Here is a 13,084-nt window from a genome sequence, read left to right as displayed (position 1 = left end):
AATCTTACGCAAAGCCAGACATTATACGGAGTTAACCGCCCAGAGATAGAATGACCCACCGTTTAGTTGTATCCGGCTCTCATTCGTGGCTATCGTTAGGCATTTACCGTACGATTTTTTAACCTGCACGAGCATAGCAATCCTCATGGTGTGCGGATATCAGGATTATCCTATTTGCCTACCTGTTTTTTTATCCACCGGGATAGCTGCTGGCCAGGTTTGTTAAAAAAAAGTAAATTACAGGCTAAGCTCGTTGCGGAAATGGTTCCCATTAACGCACAATGTGATCAAGATCGAGTTTAGCCGGTGGTTGACCCTTTTGCTGTCTGCCACAACGCGCATATTATTATCCTGGTTACCTGCCTGAGAGTACTGAGTATTCAGTGTATTAGGCGGTTAACCTATTTGAGGCAATCATGGATAAACAGCTGCAAAAACCTAAAATTCTGAAAGTAGAAACGGTCGCGCGCTCGCGTTTATTTAACGTGGAGTCGGTCGATCTGGAGTTCAGTAACGGTGTGCGGCGGGTCTATGAGCGCATGCGCCCTTCGGAACGCGAAGCGGTGATGATTGTGCCGGTGATAGGGGATGATTTGCTGCTGATCCGTGAATATGCGGTGGGCACTGAATCCTATGAGCTGGGCTTCCCCAAAGGGCTGATCGACCCTGGCGAAGGGGTGTTGGAAGCCGCTAACCGCGAACTGATGGAAGAAGTTGGCTTTGGGGCCGGGCGCTTTGATTTCCTCAGCAAACTGACGATGGCTCCTTCCTATTTTTCCAGCCAGATGAATATCGTGCTGGCACACGACCTCTATGCGCAAAGCCTGGAGGGGGACGAGCCAGAGCCGTTACCCCAGGTACGTTGGCCGATAGCCAAGATGATGGCACTGCTGGCGGAACCGGACTTTCGTGAGGCGCGCAATGTCAGCGCATTATTCCTCGCCGAGGCATTCCTGCGCGGTTCACGCTAACCTTCCATCGATTCATCTGCACGGGCGCTGCCGACAAACCCTCACCGGACTCACAATATGCTGTGCCCGCCGGTTAAGATAAAAAAATGGCCAGATTGCTCTGGCCATTGTCGTTTTAGAACAGCTCGTGGCTTTCGCCACCAGGGTCTGTCAGGGTGGTTCCGGCATCATGTACCGAGAACTCCGTGGGTTGAGTGCCTTCGATAAAGTACTCGGAACGGCTACCTCCGCCCCCGTTGGACAGTTTGCCGGTGCTCTTGTCGATGGTTACGCTGACAATCCCCGGCGGTGGCGTGACTTTCTGCTCTGGCAGGCCTTCCAGCGCTACCTTCATAAAATCATCCCAAGCCGGTTGAGCACTCTTCGCCCCACCTTCACCACCGGAAATCTGATCCGGGATGGCACCCGAAGCGGAGGCTCGGCCAAGATTGCGGCGGTGATCGTCAAAACCGATCCACACCGATGTCACTGTTTCTGGGCCGTAGCCGGAGAACCAGGCATCTTTCGAACTGTTGGTGGTACCGGTTTTGCCGCCGATATCATGGCGTTTAAGATCGCGGCCTGCGCGCCAGCCGGTACCCATCCAGCCCGGTTCACCGAAGATATTGGTGTTTAACGCATCACGGATCAGGAACGACAGCGGGGTGCTGATCACGTGTGGCGCATACTGCTGTTCGTTATCCTGCTGCATCTGTGCCGGGGTTACCTGCTCAAGCTGTGGCATCGGGACGTTGGCATTGTTGCCTTCCTGCGATACCGCCACGTTCTCGACGTTATCATCGGAAAGCATGGCTGAACGATGCGTATCGCCGTAGATCACCGGCAGGTTGCAGCTATCGCAGACCACTTTCGGTTTGGCTTCGAATATCGCTTTACCCGTATCGTCTTCGATCTTGGTGATGAAGTACGGGTCAACCAGATAGCCACCGTTGGCCAACACGGCATAGCCGCGTGCCACCTGTAGCGGGGTGAACGAAGCCGAACCGAGCGCCAGCGATTCCGAATGCACGATGTTTTGCGCCGGGAAACCAAAGCGTTGCAGATATTCAGCGGCATAGTCCACGCCCATGGCGCGCATTGCCCGCACCATCACCACGTTCTTCGATTGGCCTAGGCCTTGGCGTAGTCGGATAGGACCGTCGTAAGTAGGTGGCGAGTTTTTCGGCCGCCAGTCGGTACCGGCACCGGCATCCCAACGGGTGATCGGCAGATCGTTGAGGATGGTGGCCAGCGTCAGGCCCTTATCCATCGCCGCGGTATACAGGAACGGTTTGATGTTGGAACCCACCTGGCGCAGTGCCTGGGTTGCGCGGTTGAACTTGCTCTGGTTGAAATCGAAGCCGCCGACCAACGCCTTGATAGCGCCAGTATTAGGATCGAGCGACACCAGCGCCGAGTTCACGTCCGGCACCTGTGACAGCCACCAGTTGTCGTTAACTTTACGCACCCAGATCTGCTGGCCGGGCTGCACCACATCGGTGACGCGCTTCGGCGTAGGGCCTTGCAGAGTATCGCTCTTGAACGCACGGGCCCAGCGCATGCCAGACATGGGGAGCGCAATGCGGCTGCCATCGGCCAGCATGGCGGTAGCCTGTTCGGCATCCGCTTGCAGGACCACCGCAGGAGACAGCGGGCCGTAGTTCGGCAGGTTCTTCAGGGAATCGACAATCTGTTTCTGATCCCAGGCTGGCTCACCCACTTTCCACAGTACGTTTGACGGGCCGCGATAGCCGTGGCGCATATCGTAGTTGAGGATGTTGTTACGTACCGCCTCCTGAGCGCCTTGCTGCAGCCGCTTGGTGATGGTGGTGTACACCTTGTAACCGTCGGTATAGGCGTTTTCACCGTAACGCTTGATCATCTCCTGACGCACCAGCTCTGAAAGATAAGGGGCGGAGAAGCTGATTTCTGGCGCATGGTAATTGGCGACCAAAGGTTCACTGCGGGCCTGATCGTACTGCGCCTGCGTGATGTAGTGCTCGTCCAGCATTCGCGATAGCACTACGTTACGACGCGCTACGGAGCGATCGTGGGAGTACAACGGGTTAAAGGTAGACGGTGCCTTGGGTAATCCGGCAATGGTGGCCATTTCGCTCAGCGTCAGTTGGCTGACATCCTTACCAAAATAGACGTGCGCGGCAGCACCCACGCCATAAGCCCGGTAACCCAGATAGATTTTGTTCAGATACAGCTCAAGAATTTCATCCTTGGTCAGCATCTGTTCAATGCGGATCGCCAGGAAGGCTTCCTTGATTTTGCGCATCAAGGTGCGTTCCGGGCTCAAGAAGAAGTTTCTGGCCAACTGCTGGGTGATGGTACTGGCCCCCTGCGAAGCATGGCCGGAAACCAGCGCGACCGATGCAGCACGGAAGATACCAACGGGATCGACCCCGTGATGATCATAGAAACGGCTGTCCTCCGTGGCGATGAAGGCATGCACCATCACCGGTGGAATTTGGTCCAGCTTGAGAGGTATACGGCGTTTTTCACCATATTGGGCGATCAGTTCGCCCTCCGCGCTGTAAACCTGCATCGGGATTTGTAGCCGCACGTCTTTCAGCGTTGCGACATCGGGCAGCTGTGGCTCGACATATTTGTACAAGCCAAAAATCGAGGCTGCTCCCAGCACGATGCAAAACACTGCAAGGATTAAAAGATACTTTACGAACTTCACCTGAGATTTCCCATTTCATGTCAATTGGGCAGTTTATAAACAACCGCGCGGTAGTATAAAGGCAAGCCTGCAACATGGATATGTTCTTTTGTTATCTGAGGGTACGGAGGTGGGGTGAAATATGTTTTCTCAAACGTGGCAGGTGGGATTGGATATCCAGGATCACAGCATCAGAGCGCTGGCTGCGCAGCGTCGGCGTAACGGTTGGCAATTGCGCCACTGGTGGCAACAGGCATTGCCCTTCCCGGCGCTGCGGGCGGGGCATTTAGAGAGTTCTGCCATGCTGGTGACGGTACTCAAACAGTGGCGTAGCCGGTTACCAAGACATATTTCCTTACGCATTGCTTTACCCGCACAGCGGGTTTTACAGCAGACGTTGCCCCTGCCAGACCTGCGCTTAAAGGAGCCGGTTCGCCATGACTACATCACCACCCAGGGCCTGAAACAGTTCCCGTTAGACAGCCAGACGTTGGCAATGGATTACCGGCAGGTGCAGCCCAATACCCATCAGTTGCTGCTCACCGCGGCCCGCCAGCAGGAGCTGCAACAATGGCTGCAATGCCTGCAACTGGCGGATCTGCATCCCCAGGTGATCGATATCACACCCAATGCGCTATGCATGATGGCCGCATTTGCTGGTTTGGCTCCCGATGCCGGGCTGCTGCATCGCCTGGAGTCGGAATGGCTATGGGTAGCACCGCGAGCGATGCCCTTTGCTTATGGTGTCTTGCTTGCGGGGGAAGCCGTCGGCGTCAAGCAGGCGTTAGCAGCCCTGCGTTCAGCTTGCCCAGCCATGGGGGCTAAAGAGGTGTATTACAGCAGCGTCCTGGACGAGGCCGCGCCAGAAGGCACCATGCCCTGGTCACCTTTCACGGCTTTCAGCCGCTTATACCCGCCGCTGCCCGCTCAGCCGATGGCGTTTGTTCTGGCTGGCGGGTTGGCTCTGCGCCGCGAGGATGCCTGATGTATCAGGTCAATCTGTTGCCCTGGCGTCTCAGACGGCAGCGGCAGCGCTACACCTTCTGGTTACGCTGCTTCGTTGCTCAATTGCTGCTGGTGCTGGCTACGCTCACGGCAGCCTACTGTTTGCTGTTCTACCAACAGGCCAGGCAACATTCGATATTGCAGGGCTTGACGCAGCAACACACTGAGCTGGCAGGGCGTATTCAGCAGACGCAGCAAAAGATGGCCGAACTGGCCCGTTTGGCCGCAGAAAGTGCCCGTTACCAGCACAATCGTGCGCATAACCTGCGTTACCTGTCGCTATTGCAGCAACTCTCGGTAACGCTGCCTGAAACCCTGTGGCTCACGGATTTTGAAGAGAACGCCAGGGGGATCTTGCTGCGGGGGCAAGGTGGGGCGTATGAGGAGATTGTCACCTTTGAGCGGCGGTTGGCCGCGCTACCTTTGTTGCAGGGCTGTCGACTGGTTGAAGTCACACAACGCAAGGAGGGAGGGTTGGCGTTCACTCTAACGGCACGCTGGGGGCAAGATGGATAAGCCCCTGCCAGACTGGCTTACCCCCTGGCTTGCCCGGCCTGGTTGGCAGCTGCTGGCAGCTCAATGGCTGGTATTAACCGGGGCTGGGCTGTTGGCCTGCAGTGGGCTGATCTCGGGGGAATGGCAACGGTGGGAAAAGCTGGAGGAGCAGCGTCAGCAGTTAGTACACCAGATTGCCGAGCGCCGGCAGCAACTGAGCCAGCTACCGCCGTTAGCAGAGCTTGAGCAGCGGTTGGGGCAGCAGGTGTTGATCGTGCCTGATGAGCCGGGGGACTTGGGGGCTCAGCTCTATCAGCTTGGGGGGCGGCTGCTACGTTTCCAGCAGGTGAAACCAGCCCAGCAAAAGATAAGGGTACAGCTAGATTTCGGGGGCTTGCTGCGTTTGTTGGAGGCGCTGCCATCCACCCGCAGGATTGGGCAAATGAAGATCGAGAGGCAGCCGAAAGGGTTAACCACTCAACTGACTCTTATTTGCTCAGAAGAGGCGGTGGATGAATAAGGCGTGGTGGTTTTGGCTGTTGTTCTCGGCCCCGCTGTGGGCTGAACAGTATCGCGATCCGTTCCAGCCACCGCTAACGGCGGCCTGCGCCGATCCTGCCATTTCACCGGAGGGCTGGCGGCTGAAAGGGATTATTGGCACACCGGATTTGCGCTATGGCTGGGTGGTCACCCCGCAGGGACAGTGGTTGGGGTTATTGCCCCGGCAGCGGGTGCTTGATGGGGATTGGCAAGTGGTGCAGATCCAACCCCGGCAGCTTGAACTCGTCGCGCAGGATAGGGCTGAAGCATGTCGGCCACGTAAGGGCAGTGTGGTGCTCACGTTGGAGAAAAAACCGTAAGGAAAAGTGATGAAAGGATATCAGTGGCTTTTGGTGGGGTGGCTGGCTCTCCCTTTGGCGGTGATGGCAGGCGTAAAGCAGGAAAAACCGGTGTCACTGGCGTTCCATGATACTCCGGTCAGCCTGATTTTACAGGCGCTGGCAGAGTATCAAGACCTGAACCTGGTCGCAGCCGAGAGTGTCGATACCAATCTGACGCTGCGGTTGGACAATGTTCCCTGGCAGCAGGCGTTAGCCGTGGTGTTACGCATGGGCAAGCTGACGATGACGCTGGAGGGCAATGTGATGATGGTTTTCCCACTGCCGGATGAGCAGGAGCTGCTTCGTCGGCAGCGGGCGTTGGCGCAGCAGGAGCCGCTGCACAACCTGACGATCACGCTGCAAAACGCGGAGGCCAGCGAGATAGCGCAGAGCCTGGATAGCCAACGCGGCAAATTATTGACCGAGCGTGGCAGCGTCGTGGTAGATAAACGCACCAACGCGTTACTGCTGCGTGACACCGCTCAGGCGCTGGCCCAGTTGAAAACCTGGGTGGCAGAGATGGATACCCCGCTGGAACAGGTGCAGCTGGCTGCCCATATTGTCACCATCAGCAGCGAAAATTTGCGGGAGCTTGGCGTAAGGTGGGGGCTGGCGGCAGAAGAAAGGCCAGCCAAAAAGCTGCGGATAGATAATTTCAGCGTTGGTCTGCCGGTAGAGAACAGTGCCATAACGGCTGGTTTCCACCTGGCACGCATCAGCGGGCGCATTCTGGATCTGGAGCTGTCGGCGCTGGAGCAGGAAAATCAGGTGGAGATTATCGCCAGCCCGCGCCTGCTTACCGCACATCTGCAAACCGCCAGTATTAAACAGGGTACGGAAATCCCCTACGAGGTGTCGAGCGGCTCCAGCGGTGCCACCTCAATCGAGTTCAAGGACGCGGTGCTGGGCATGGAGGTCACGCCAAAGATTTTACCCAATGGCCGCATCACCCTGGCGTTACAGATCAGCCAGAATATGCCCGGGCGTTCGATCAAACAGGGCGAAGGAGAGGCGCTGGCGATCGACAAACAGGAGATTAAAACCCAGGTGACGGTGAAAGATGGTGAAACCATTGTCTTAGGGGGCATTTTTCAGCGTCAGCGCAACCAGGCGAGCGATAAAGTCCCTGGTGTGGGCGATATCCCCTTGCTGGGATCGCTGTTCAAACACAGCAACCAACAGCATAAAAGGCGCGAGTTGGTGATTTTCATCACGCCCACACTGGTTAAAGTCTAAATTGTCTCGATGGTGATGTTTGGTGCAGTGATGACGCCAAGGCCAAATGAGGGAAACCGACGAAAGTTGCCGTTAATCTGCCAAATCACGACATCCCGTGACTTTTTCAGATAAACTCCAGGCGGAGATCTCGCTGCAATGCTCGGTTCACGAGGTCTTAGTCCAAAATCCTAGCCGTTGAAAACGCTTAAAAGTTGGCAAGCAAATGCACTTTTTTTCGTGCCTTAGAGGCATCTGAGTTTGACGCTGCGGCCGATTTAGCTTACAAGGGTTACCGAATTGAGCACCGAGGTTTTTTTGTTAATGCTGTACCCGTCGTCTTCCAGGCTGAAACCTGGGATCCATAGGGTATAAGACGCCGTTAAAAACGTATGGTTTCCCTCCTGCGGCGTGGATAGTGATTTATTCGGTTGCCAAACTACCAAGAGTGTTGAGATAATTTTTCGTCTGATCTCGCACTATCGCTCATGAGGTTTCAGTTTAGGTCCCGCCGCTAATTTGATTGGCGGGGCGGGTTATCATTAACGAATTGTCTTAGTAATACCGAAAAACATGGCAGAGAAACGCAATATCTTTCTGGTTGGGCCTATGGGTGCCGGCAAAAGCACTATTGGCCGTCAGTTAGCTCAGCAACTCAATATGGAGTTTTTCGACTCCGATCAAGAAATTGAGCGACGTACCGGAGCTGACGTGGGCTGGGTATTCGACGTGGAAGGGGAAGAAGGTTTCCGCGATCGTGAAGAAAAAGTCATTAATGAACTGACGGAAAAGCAAGGGATTGTGCTGGCTACCGGCGGGGGCTCGGTTAAGTCGCGTGAAACGCGTAACCGCCTGTCGGCGCGTGGTGTTGTGGTCTATTTAGAAACCACTATCGAGAAGCAGTTGGCCCGTACTCAGCGCGACAAGAAGCGTCCGCTGCTGCAGGTAGACTCTCCTCCGCGTGAGGTGCTGGAAGCGCTGGCTAGAGAGCGCAATCCGTTGTACGAAGAAATTGCAGATGTCACTATCCGCACCGACGATCAAAGCGCTAAAGTGGTTGCCAACCAGATTATCAACATGCTGGAAAGTAACTGATAGCGGGTTCCGTGTTGGCCGCGGGCAAATGCGGAAATTCTGATTGTGTTCCCCGCGTTGGCGGGGATAAACCACACCGAGAACTGAGCGCGACATGGAGAGAATTACCGTAACGCTTGGGGAGCGTAGCTACCCGATTACCATAGCCGCCGGATTGTTTGACGATCCGGCTTCTTTTATGCCGCTAAAGGCGGGTGAACAGGTCATGCTGGTCACTAACCAGACTTTGGCACCCTTGTATCTGGAGCGTATCCGGTCGGTGCTGGAACAGGGCGGCGTAGTGGTGGATCAGGTGATTCTACCTGATGGCGAACAGTATAAATCTCTGGCCGTACTCGAGCAGGTGTTCTCGGCGCTGCTGGAAAAGCCCCACGGTCGCGATACCACGCTAATTGCCCTCGGCGGCGGCGTGATTGGCGATCTGACCGGCTTTGCCGCAGCGTGCTATCAACGCGGTGTGCGTTTTATCCAGGTTCCTACCACGCTGCTCTCGCAGGTGGACTCCTCCGTTGGCGGCAAAACCGCCGTCAATCATCCGCTCGGTAAAAATATGATCGGCGCCTTCTACCAACCGGCTTCGGTGGTGGTAGATCTGGACTGCCTGCGTACTTTACCGGCGCGTGAACTCTCCTCTGGTTTGGCGGAAGTGATCAAGTACGGGATTATTCTCGATGGTGATTTTTTCGTCTGGCTGGAAAATAATATTGATGCGCTGGTTGCGCTGGATATGGACGCGTTAGCGTACTGCATCCGCCGCTGTTGCGAATTGAAGGCCGAAGTGGTGGCCGCCGATGAACGTGAAAACGGTCTGCGGGCGTTGCTCAATCTGGGCCATACCTACGGCCACGCCATCGAAGCCGAAATGGGCTACGGTGTCTGGCTGCACGGTGAAGCCGTGGCGGCTGGCATGGTGATGGCTGCTGAAACAGCACGTCGCCTGGGCCAGTTCTCGGCTGACGATATCGAACGGATCAAGGCGCTGCTGCTGCGCGCCGGGTTGCCGGTTTGCGGGCCGCAGGAAATGACGCCTGAGGCCTATCTGCCACACATGCTGCGTGATAAAAAAGTGTTGGCGGGGGCGTTGCGTTTGGTATTGCCGAAGGGTATTGGTGAAGCAGAAGTTCGTGGCGGTGTCGCCCATGAGCTGGTGCTGGCATCCATCGCCGACTGTTTACCAACACAGCGCGCGTAAGTCGGTTACACTCAATAGCATTAACGTTTCGCCAGGTCGATATGCAGCCGTTTCTCTGCTGCTATCTGAGCTGTACTTGCCCGCCGGGCAATTCCATGGATGGCGTAATTTGACGCAGGTCGACAGTGCTTGAGCTTGCGGGCTATAACAGTAGCTTGGCTGCTGTTAGACTCTATAAAAATTGTGCGCAGGGCGAGACAGATGTCGCTTTGCCATCATCGGGTTAATAGTCTCGAACCACCTGGGTGGCGAGATTTTGCCTCTAGTTGGAGGGTTTCAGATGGATGAATTTAAACCAGAAGACGATCTCAGGCCTGATACCAGCGATCGCCGTCCTTCGCGTTCACGTCGGCCAGCCGCAACTGGGCCGCGTTTTGCCGTTTCACGTCAGCATATGATGATTGGGATTGGCATTTTGGTGCTGCTGTTGCTGATCATCGGCATCGGTTCGGCGCTGAAGGCACCTACTAAACACGAGACAGCGCAACAGCAAGGGGCAACCCGAGACATCAATCTGTCGGGCTCATCGTCGCTGACCACCAGCAACAACGGCGTTGCGGGGGGCACTACGGATACCAACGATAACAACGGTGTCAGCACCTCTCAGCCTCAGACTGTTAGCGTCCCGCCTATCTCCAGCACGCCGACCGAAGCACAACCTGTAGTGCCACAGGGCGGTGCTGGTGAGCGTGTCGATCTGCCAGGCAACATGGCCGATGCCTTGTCTTCACAACAAGGTCAGGTTGATGCTGCTGCCGCGCAAAGTATCAATGCCCCGGTTTCCACTTTACCAACCGCTCCGGCGACCGTGATGAACGGTGCTGCCGCGCGCCCGGCAGCGAATGGCAATGCAACCGCTGCGACGCAGCCGCATAAAACGCCTGCCACCAAGCCAGCAGCAACCAAGCCGACAGCATCGGTCAAACCTTCTGCGACCACCACCACGGTTTACACCCCACCGGCCAAAGGCAAGAGTGGTGTGGTGAGCGGCAGCGGAAGCTCACTGAAAACCGCACCGGGTAGCCATTACACGCTGCAGTTGAGCAGTGCCTCACGCTCCGATACGTTGAATGCCTTTGCCAAGCAACAGAATTTGCCACACTTTATGGTGTACGAGACCAAGCGTGATGGTAAACCCTGGTATGTATTAGTGAGCGGCAACTACGCTTCTTCGGCGGAGGCCAAGCGTGCTATCGCTACGCTGCCGGCGGAAGTTCAGGCGAAAAAACCATGGGTCCGCCCTGTACAGCAAGTACAGCAAGACCTGAAAAAATAATCATTAATTTTGTGCGCTGATGTGCTGTCTGAAGCAGAGTACATATCCGCCGCTCTGAATTGTAATAAGTAGCTAACTGACGGCATGAAGAAAAACCGCGCTTTTTTAAAATGGGCTGGTGGAAAATACCCGCTGATAGACGAGATCCGTCGTCATTTACCAGAGGGTAACTGCTTAATCGAGCCCTTCGTGGGCGCGGGTTCAGTCTTCCTGAACACAGAGTATGAGGCTTATATTCTCGCCGATATCAACAGCGACCTTATCAGCCTGTATAACATCGTTAAGCTGCGCACGAATGATTTCGTGCGCGATGCCCGCTTGCTTTTCACCGACGAATTCAATAACTCTGAGCAGTTCTACCTGCTGCGCGAAGAGTTCAACACCACCGCCGATGAGTATCGGCGTGCACTGCTGTTCCTGTATCTGAACCGCCACTGTTATAACGGCCTGTGCCGCTATAACCTGCGTGGTGAGTTCAATGTGCCGTTTGGGCGTTACAAGAAACCCTATTTCCCGGAAGAAGAGCTGTATTGGTTTGCTGAAAAATCACGCAATGCCACTTTTGTCTGCGAGCACTATCACGATACCATGGTGAAGGCGACCCAAGGTGCGGTGGTCTATTGCGATCCGCCATATGCTCCTCTGTCGGCAACGGCGAATTTTACCGCTTATCACACCAACAGCTTTAGCCTGGCCGATCAGCAAGGGCTGGCGCGCATTGCACATCAGCTGTCGGTTGAAAGCCAGGTGCCGGTGTTGATTTCCAACCATGACACCGAGCTGACGCGTGACTGGTATCAGCATGCTTCGCTGCATGTGGTGAAGGCTCGTCGCACCATCAGCCGCAATATTTTAGGCCGCAGTAAAGTGAACGAACTTCTGGCGCTGTATAAAAAAGCTGAATAACTCGACCCCTACGTTTGGAGAAGCGGATGAAAAAGTTTTTGATTGCCCCGTCCATTCTGTCTGCAGATTTTGCCCGCCTGGGTGAAGATACTGCCAAAGTGTTGGCCGCTGGCGCCGACGTGGTGCATTTTGACGTGATGGATAACCACTACGTGCCTAATCTGACGATCGGGCCAATGGTGTGCGAAGCCTTGCGCAATTACGGCATTACCGCACCGATTGACGTCCATCTGATGGTAAAACCGGTCGATCGCATCGTGCCGGACTTTGCCAAGGCTGGGGCAACCTACATCTCTTTCCATCCCGAAGCTTCCGAACACGTCGACCGTACCATCCAACTGATCAAAGAGAACGGCTGCAAGGCGGGCCTGGTGTTTAACCCAGCGACCCCGTTGAGCTATCTCGATTACGTGATGGACAAGATCGACGTGATCCTGCTGATGTCGGTCAACCCCGGTTTTGGCGGTCAATCCTTTATCCATGGCACGTTAGACAAGCTGCGTCAGGTTCGCAAACTGATCGACGAAAGCGGCCGCGATATTCGCCTGGAAGTGGACGGTGGCGTGAAGGTCGACAACATTGCCGAGATCGCAGCAGCGGGGGCGGACATGTTCGTGGCAGGCTCCGCCATCTTTGGCAAACCGGATTACCGTGCGGTGATCGATCAGATGCGCAGTGAGCTGGCAAAGGTGAGTCATGGCTGATTTTAGCGCCATCCGTGGTCTGGCCTTCGATCTCGACGGTACGCTGGTAGACAGTGCGCCGGGATTGGCGGCGGCCATTGATATGGCGTTGGCGGAAATGGGTCTGCCGCAGGCCGGTGAGGCCCGTGTTGGCACCTGGATTGGTAACGGTGCCGATGTGCTGGTCCAGCGTGCGCTGCGCTGGGCAGAGGTGGAAGCCACGCCGGAGCGGTGTTTGCAAATGCGTCAACGTTTCGACCATTTCTATGGGCAAACCGTAGAAAGCGGCAGCCGTCTGTTCCCACAGGTAATAGAGACGCTGGCTCAGTTGGCCAAGCTTGGCTACCCGCTGGCGCTGGTCACCAACAAACCGACACCCTTTGTGGCCCCTTTGCTGACGTCGCTCGGCATTATCGACTTTTTCTCGCTGATCATCGGCGGTGACGACGTGGTGGAGAAAAAGCCACATCCTGCCCCGCTGTATCTGGTGTTCGGCAAGCTTGGCCTGCGGGCCGGTGAAGTGCTGTTCGTCGGGGATTCGCGCAATGATATTCAGGCGGCGCAGGCGGCAGGTTGCCCGAGCGTCGGTCTGACTTACGGATATAACTACGGTGAAGCGATCGCCCTGAGCCACCCCGACCGCGTGTTGGAGCGCTTCGCCGATTTGTTGCCCGCACTTGGGCTGTCATCTTTAGAAGATCGGGAAATTTAA

General features: G+C 55.7%; 13 protein-coding genes. 12 read left to right on the top strand and 1 reads right to left on the bottom strand.

Annotation, left to right across the window (positions count from 1 at the left end; genetic code table 11):
- Positions 1-416: 416 nt before the first annotated feature.
- Positions 417-971, top strand: coding sequence for an ADP compounds hydrolase NudE (gene nudE, locus IMQ33_RS20610; protein ID WP_065684019.1), 555 nt, complete (start codon positions 417-419; stop codon positions 969-971).
- Positions 972-1,086: 115 nt separating this feature from the next.
- Here the strand turns inward: nudE and mrcA are convergent, their stop codons facing one another.
- Positions 1,087-3,645, bottom strand: a complete 2,559-nt coding sequence (mrcA, locus tag IMQ33_RS20605) for a peptidoglycan glycosyltransferase/peptidoglycan DD-transpeptidase MrcA (RefSeq protein ID WP_065684020.1) — start codon at positions 3,643-3,645, stop codon at positions 1,087-1,089.
- 121 nt (positions 3,646-3,766) lie between these two features.
- Between mrcA and pilM the strand changes: the two genes are divergently transcribed.
- From pilM to IMQ33_RS20550, 11 genes are all read left to right on the top strand, one after another.
- The gene (gene pilM / locus IMQ33_RS20600) at positions 3,767-4,609 is read left to right on the top strand and encodes a pilus assembly protein PilM (protein WP_196062623.1); all 843 of its coding nucleotides are present in this window, start codon (positions 3,767-3,769) and stop codon (positions 4,607-4,609) included.
- A complete protein-coding gene (locus IMQ33_RS20595; protein WP_161712897.1) occupies positions 4,609-5,145 on the top strand; it encodes a PilN domain-containing protein in 537 nt (178 codons plus the stop codon). The genes pilM and IMQ33_RS20595 overlap by 1 nt, the downstream gene beginning before the upstream one ends.
- Positions 5,138-5,644: a hypothetical protein gene (locus IMQ33_RS20590; protein ID WP_196062622.1), complete on the top strand. Its 507-nt coding sequence runs from the start codon at positions 5,138-5,140 to the stop codon at positions 5,642-5,644. The genes IMQ33_RS20595 and IMQ33_RS20590 overlap by 8 nt, the downstream gene beginning before the upstream one ends.
- Positions 5,637-5,984 carry a DNA utilization family protein gene (locus IMQ33_RS20585; RefSeq protein WP_196062621.1) on the top strand — a complete coding sequence of 116 codons (348 nt, stop codon included), beginning with the start codon at positions 5,637-5,639 and terminating at the stop codon, positions 5,982-5,984. Before IMQ33_RS20590 ends, IMQ33_RS20585 begins: the two co-directional genes overlap by 8 nt.
- Before the next feature lie 9 nt (positions 5,985-5,993).
- Positions 5,994-7,241 carry a DNA uptake porin HofQ gene (gene hofQ / locus IMQ33_RS20580; protein ID WP_161738646.1) on the top strand — a complete coding sequence of 416 codons (1,248 nt, stop codon included), beginning with the start codon at positions 5,994-5,996 and terminating at the stop codon, positions 7,239-7,241.
- 552 nt (positions 7,242-7,793) lie between these two features.
- The gene (gene aroK / locus IMQ33_RS20575; RefSeq protein ID WP_005271698.1) at positions 7,794-8,315 is read left to right on the top strand and encodes a shikimate kinase AroK; all 522 of its coding nucleotides are present in this window, start codon (positions 7,794-7,796) and stop codon (positions 8,313-8,315) included.
- 94 nt (positions 8,316-8,409) lie between these two features.
- Complete coding sequence (gene aroB / locus IMQ33_RS20570; protein WP_024527568.1) at positions 8,410-9,507, top strand: 3-dehydroquinate synthase; 1,098 nt, start codon at positions 8,410-8,412, stop codon at positions 9,505-9,507.
- A gap of 280 nt (positions 9,508-9,787) precedes the next feature.
- Positions 9,788-10,783 (top strand): SPOR domain-containing protein, encoded by a 996-nt coding sequence (locus IMQ33_RS20565; protein ID WP_065684025.1) that lies wholly within the window; start codon positions 9,788-9,790, stop codon positions 10,781-10,783.
- An 84-nt stretch (positions 10,784-10,867) separates the two neighbouring features.
- On the top strand, positions 10,868-11,689 hold the full coding sequence (gene dam / locus IMQ33_RS20560) for an adenine-specific DNA-methyltransferase (protein ID WP_024527566.1): 822 nt from the start codon (positions 10,868-10,870) through the stop codon (positions 11,687-11,689).
- Positions 11,690-11,715: 26 nt separating this feature from the next.
- Complete coding sequence (rpe, locus tag IMQ33_RS20555) at positions 11,716-12,393, top strand: ribulose-phosphate 3-epimerase (protein ID WP_024482734.1); 678 nt, start codon at positions 11,716-11,718, stop codon at positions 12,391-12,393.
- Positions 12,386-13,084, top strand: coding sequence for a phosphoglycolate phosphatase (locus IMQ33_RS20550; protein WP_065684027.1), 699 nt, complete (start codon positions 12,386-12,388; stop codon positions 13,082-13,084). Before rpe ends, IMQ33_RS20550 begins: the two co-directional genes overlap by 8 nt.

The sequence above is a fragment of the Serratia sp. Res13-Sevr-LER1-36-b genome (genome assembly GCF_015673035.1).
GTDB lineage: Bacteria > Pseudomonadota > Gammaproteobacteria > Enterobacterales > Enterobacteriaceae > Chania > Chania fonticola_C.
Note: the sequence above shows the minus strand (reverse complement) of the source record. Positions and strands in the feature narration are given on the sequence as shown.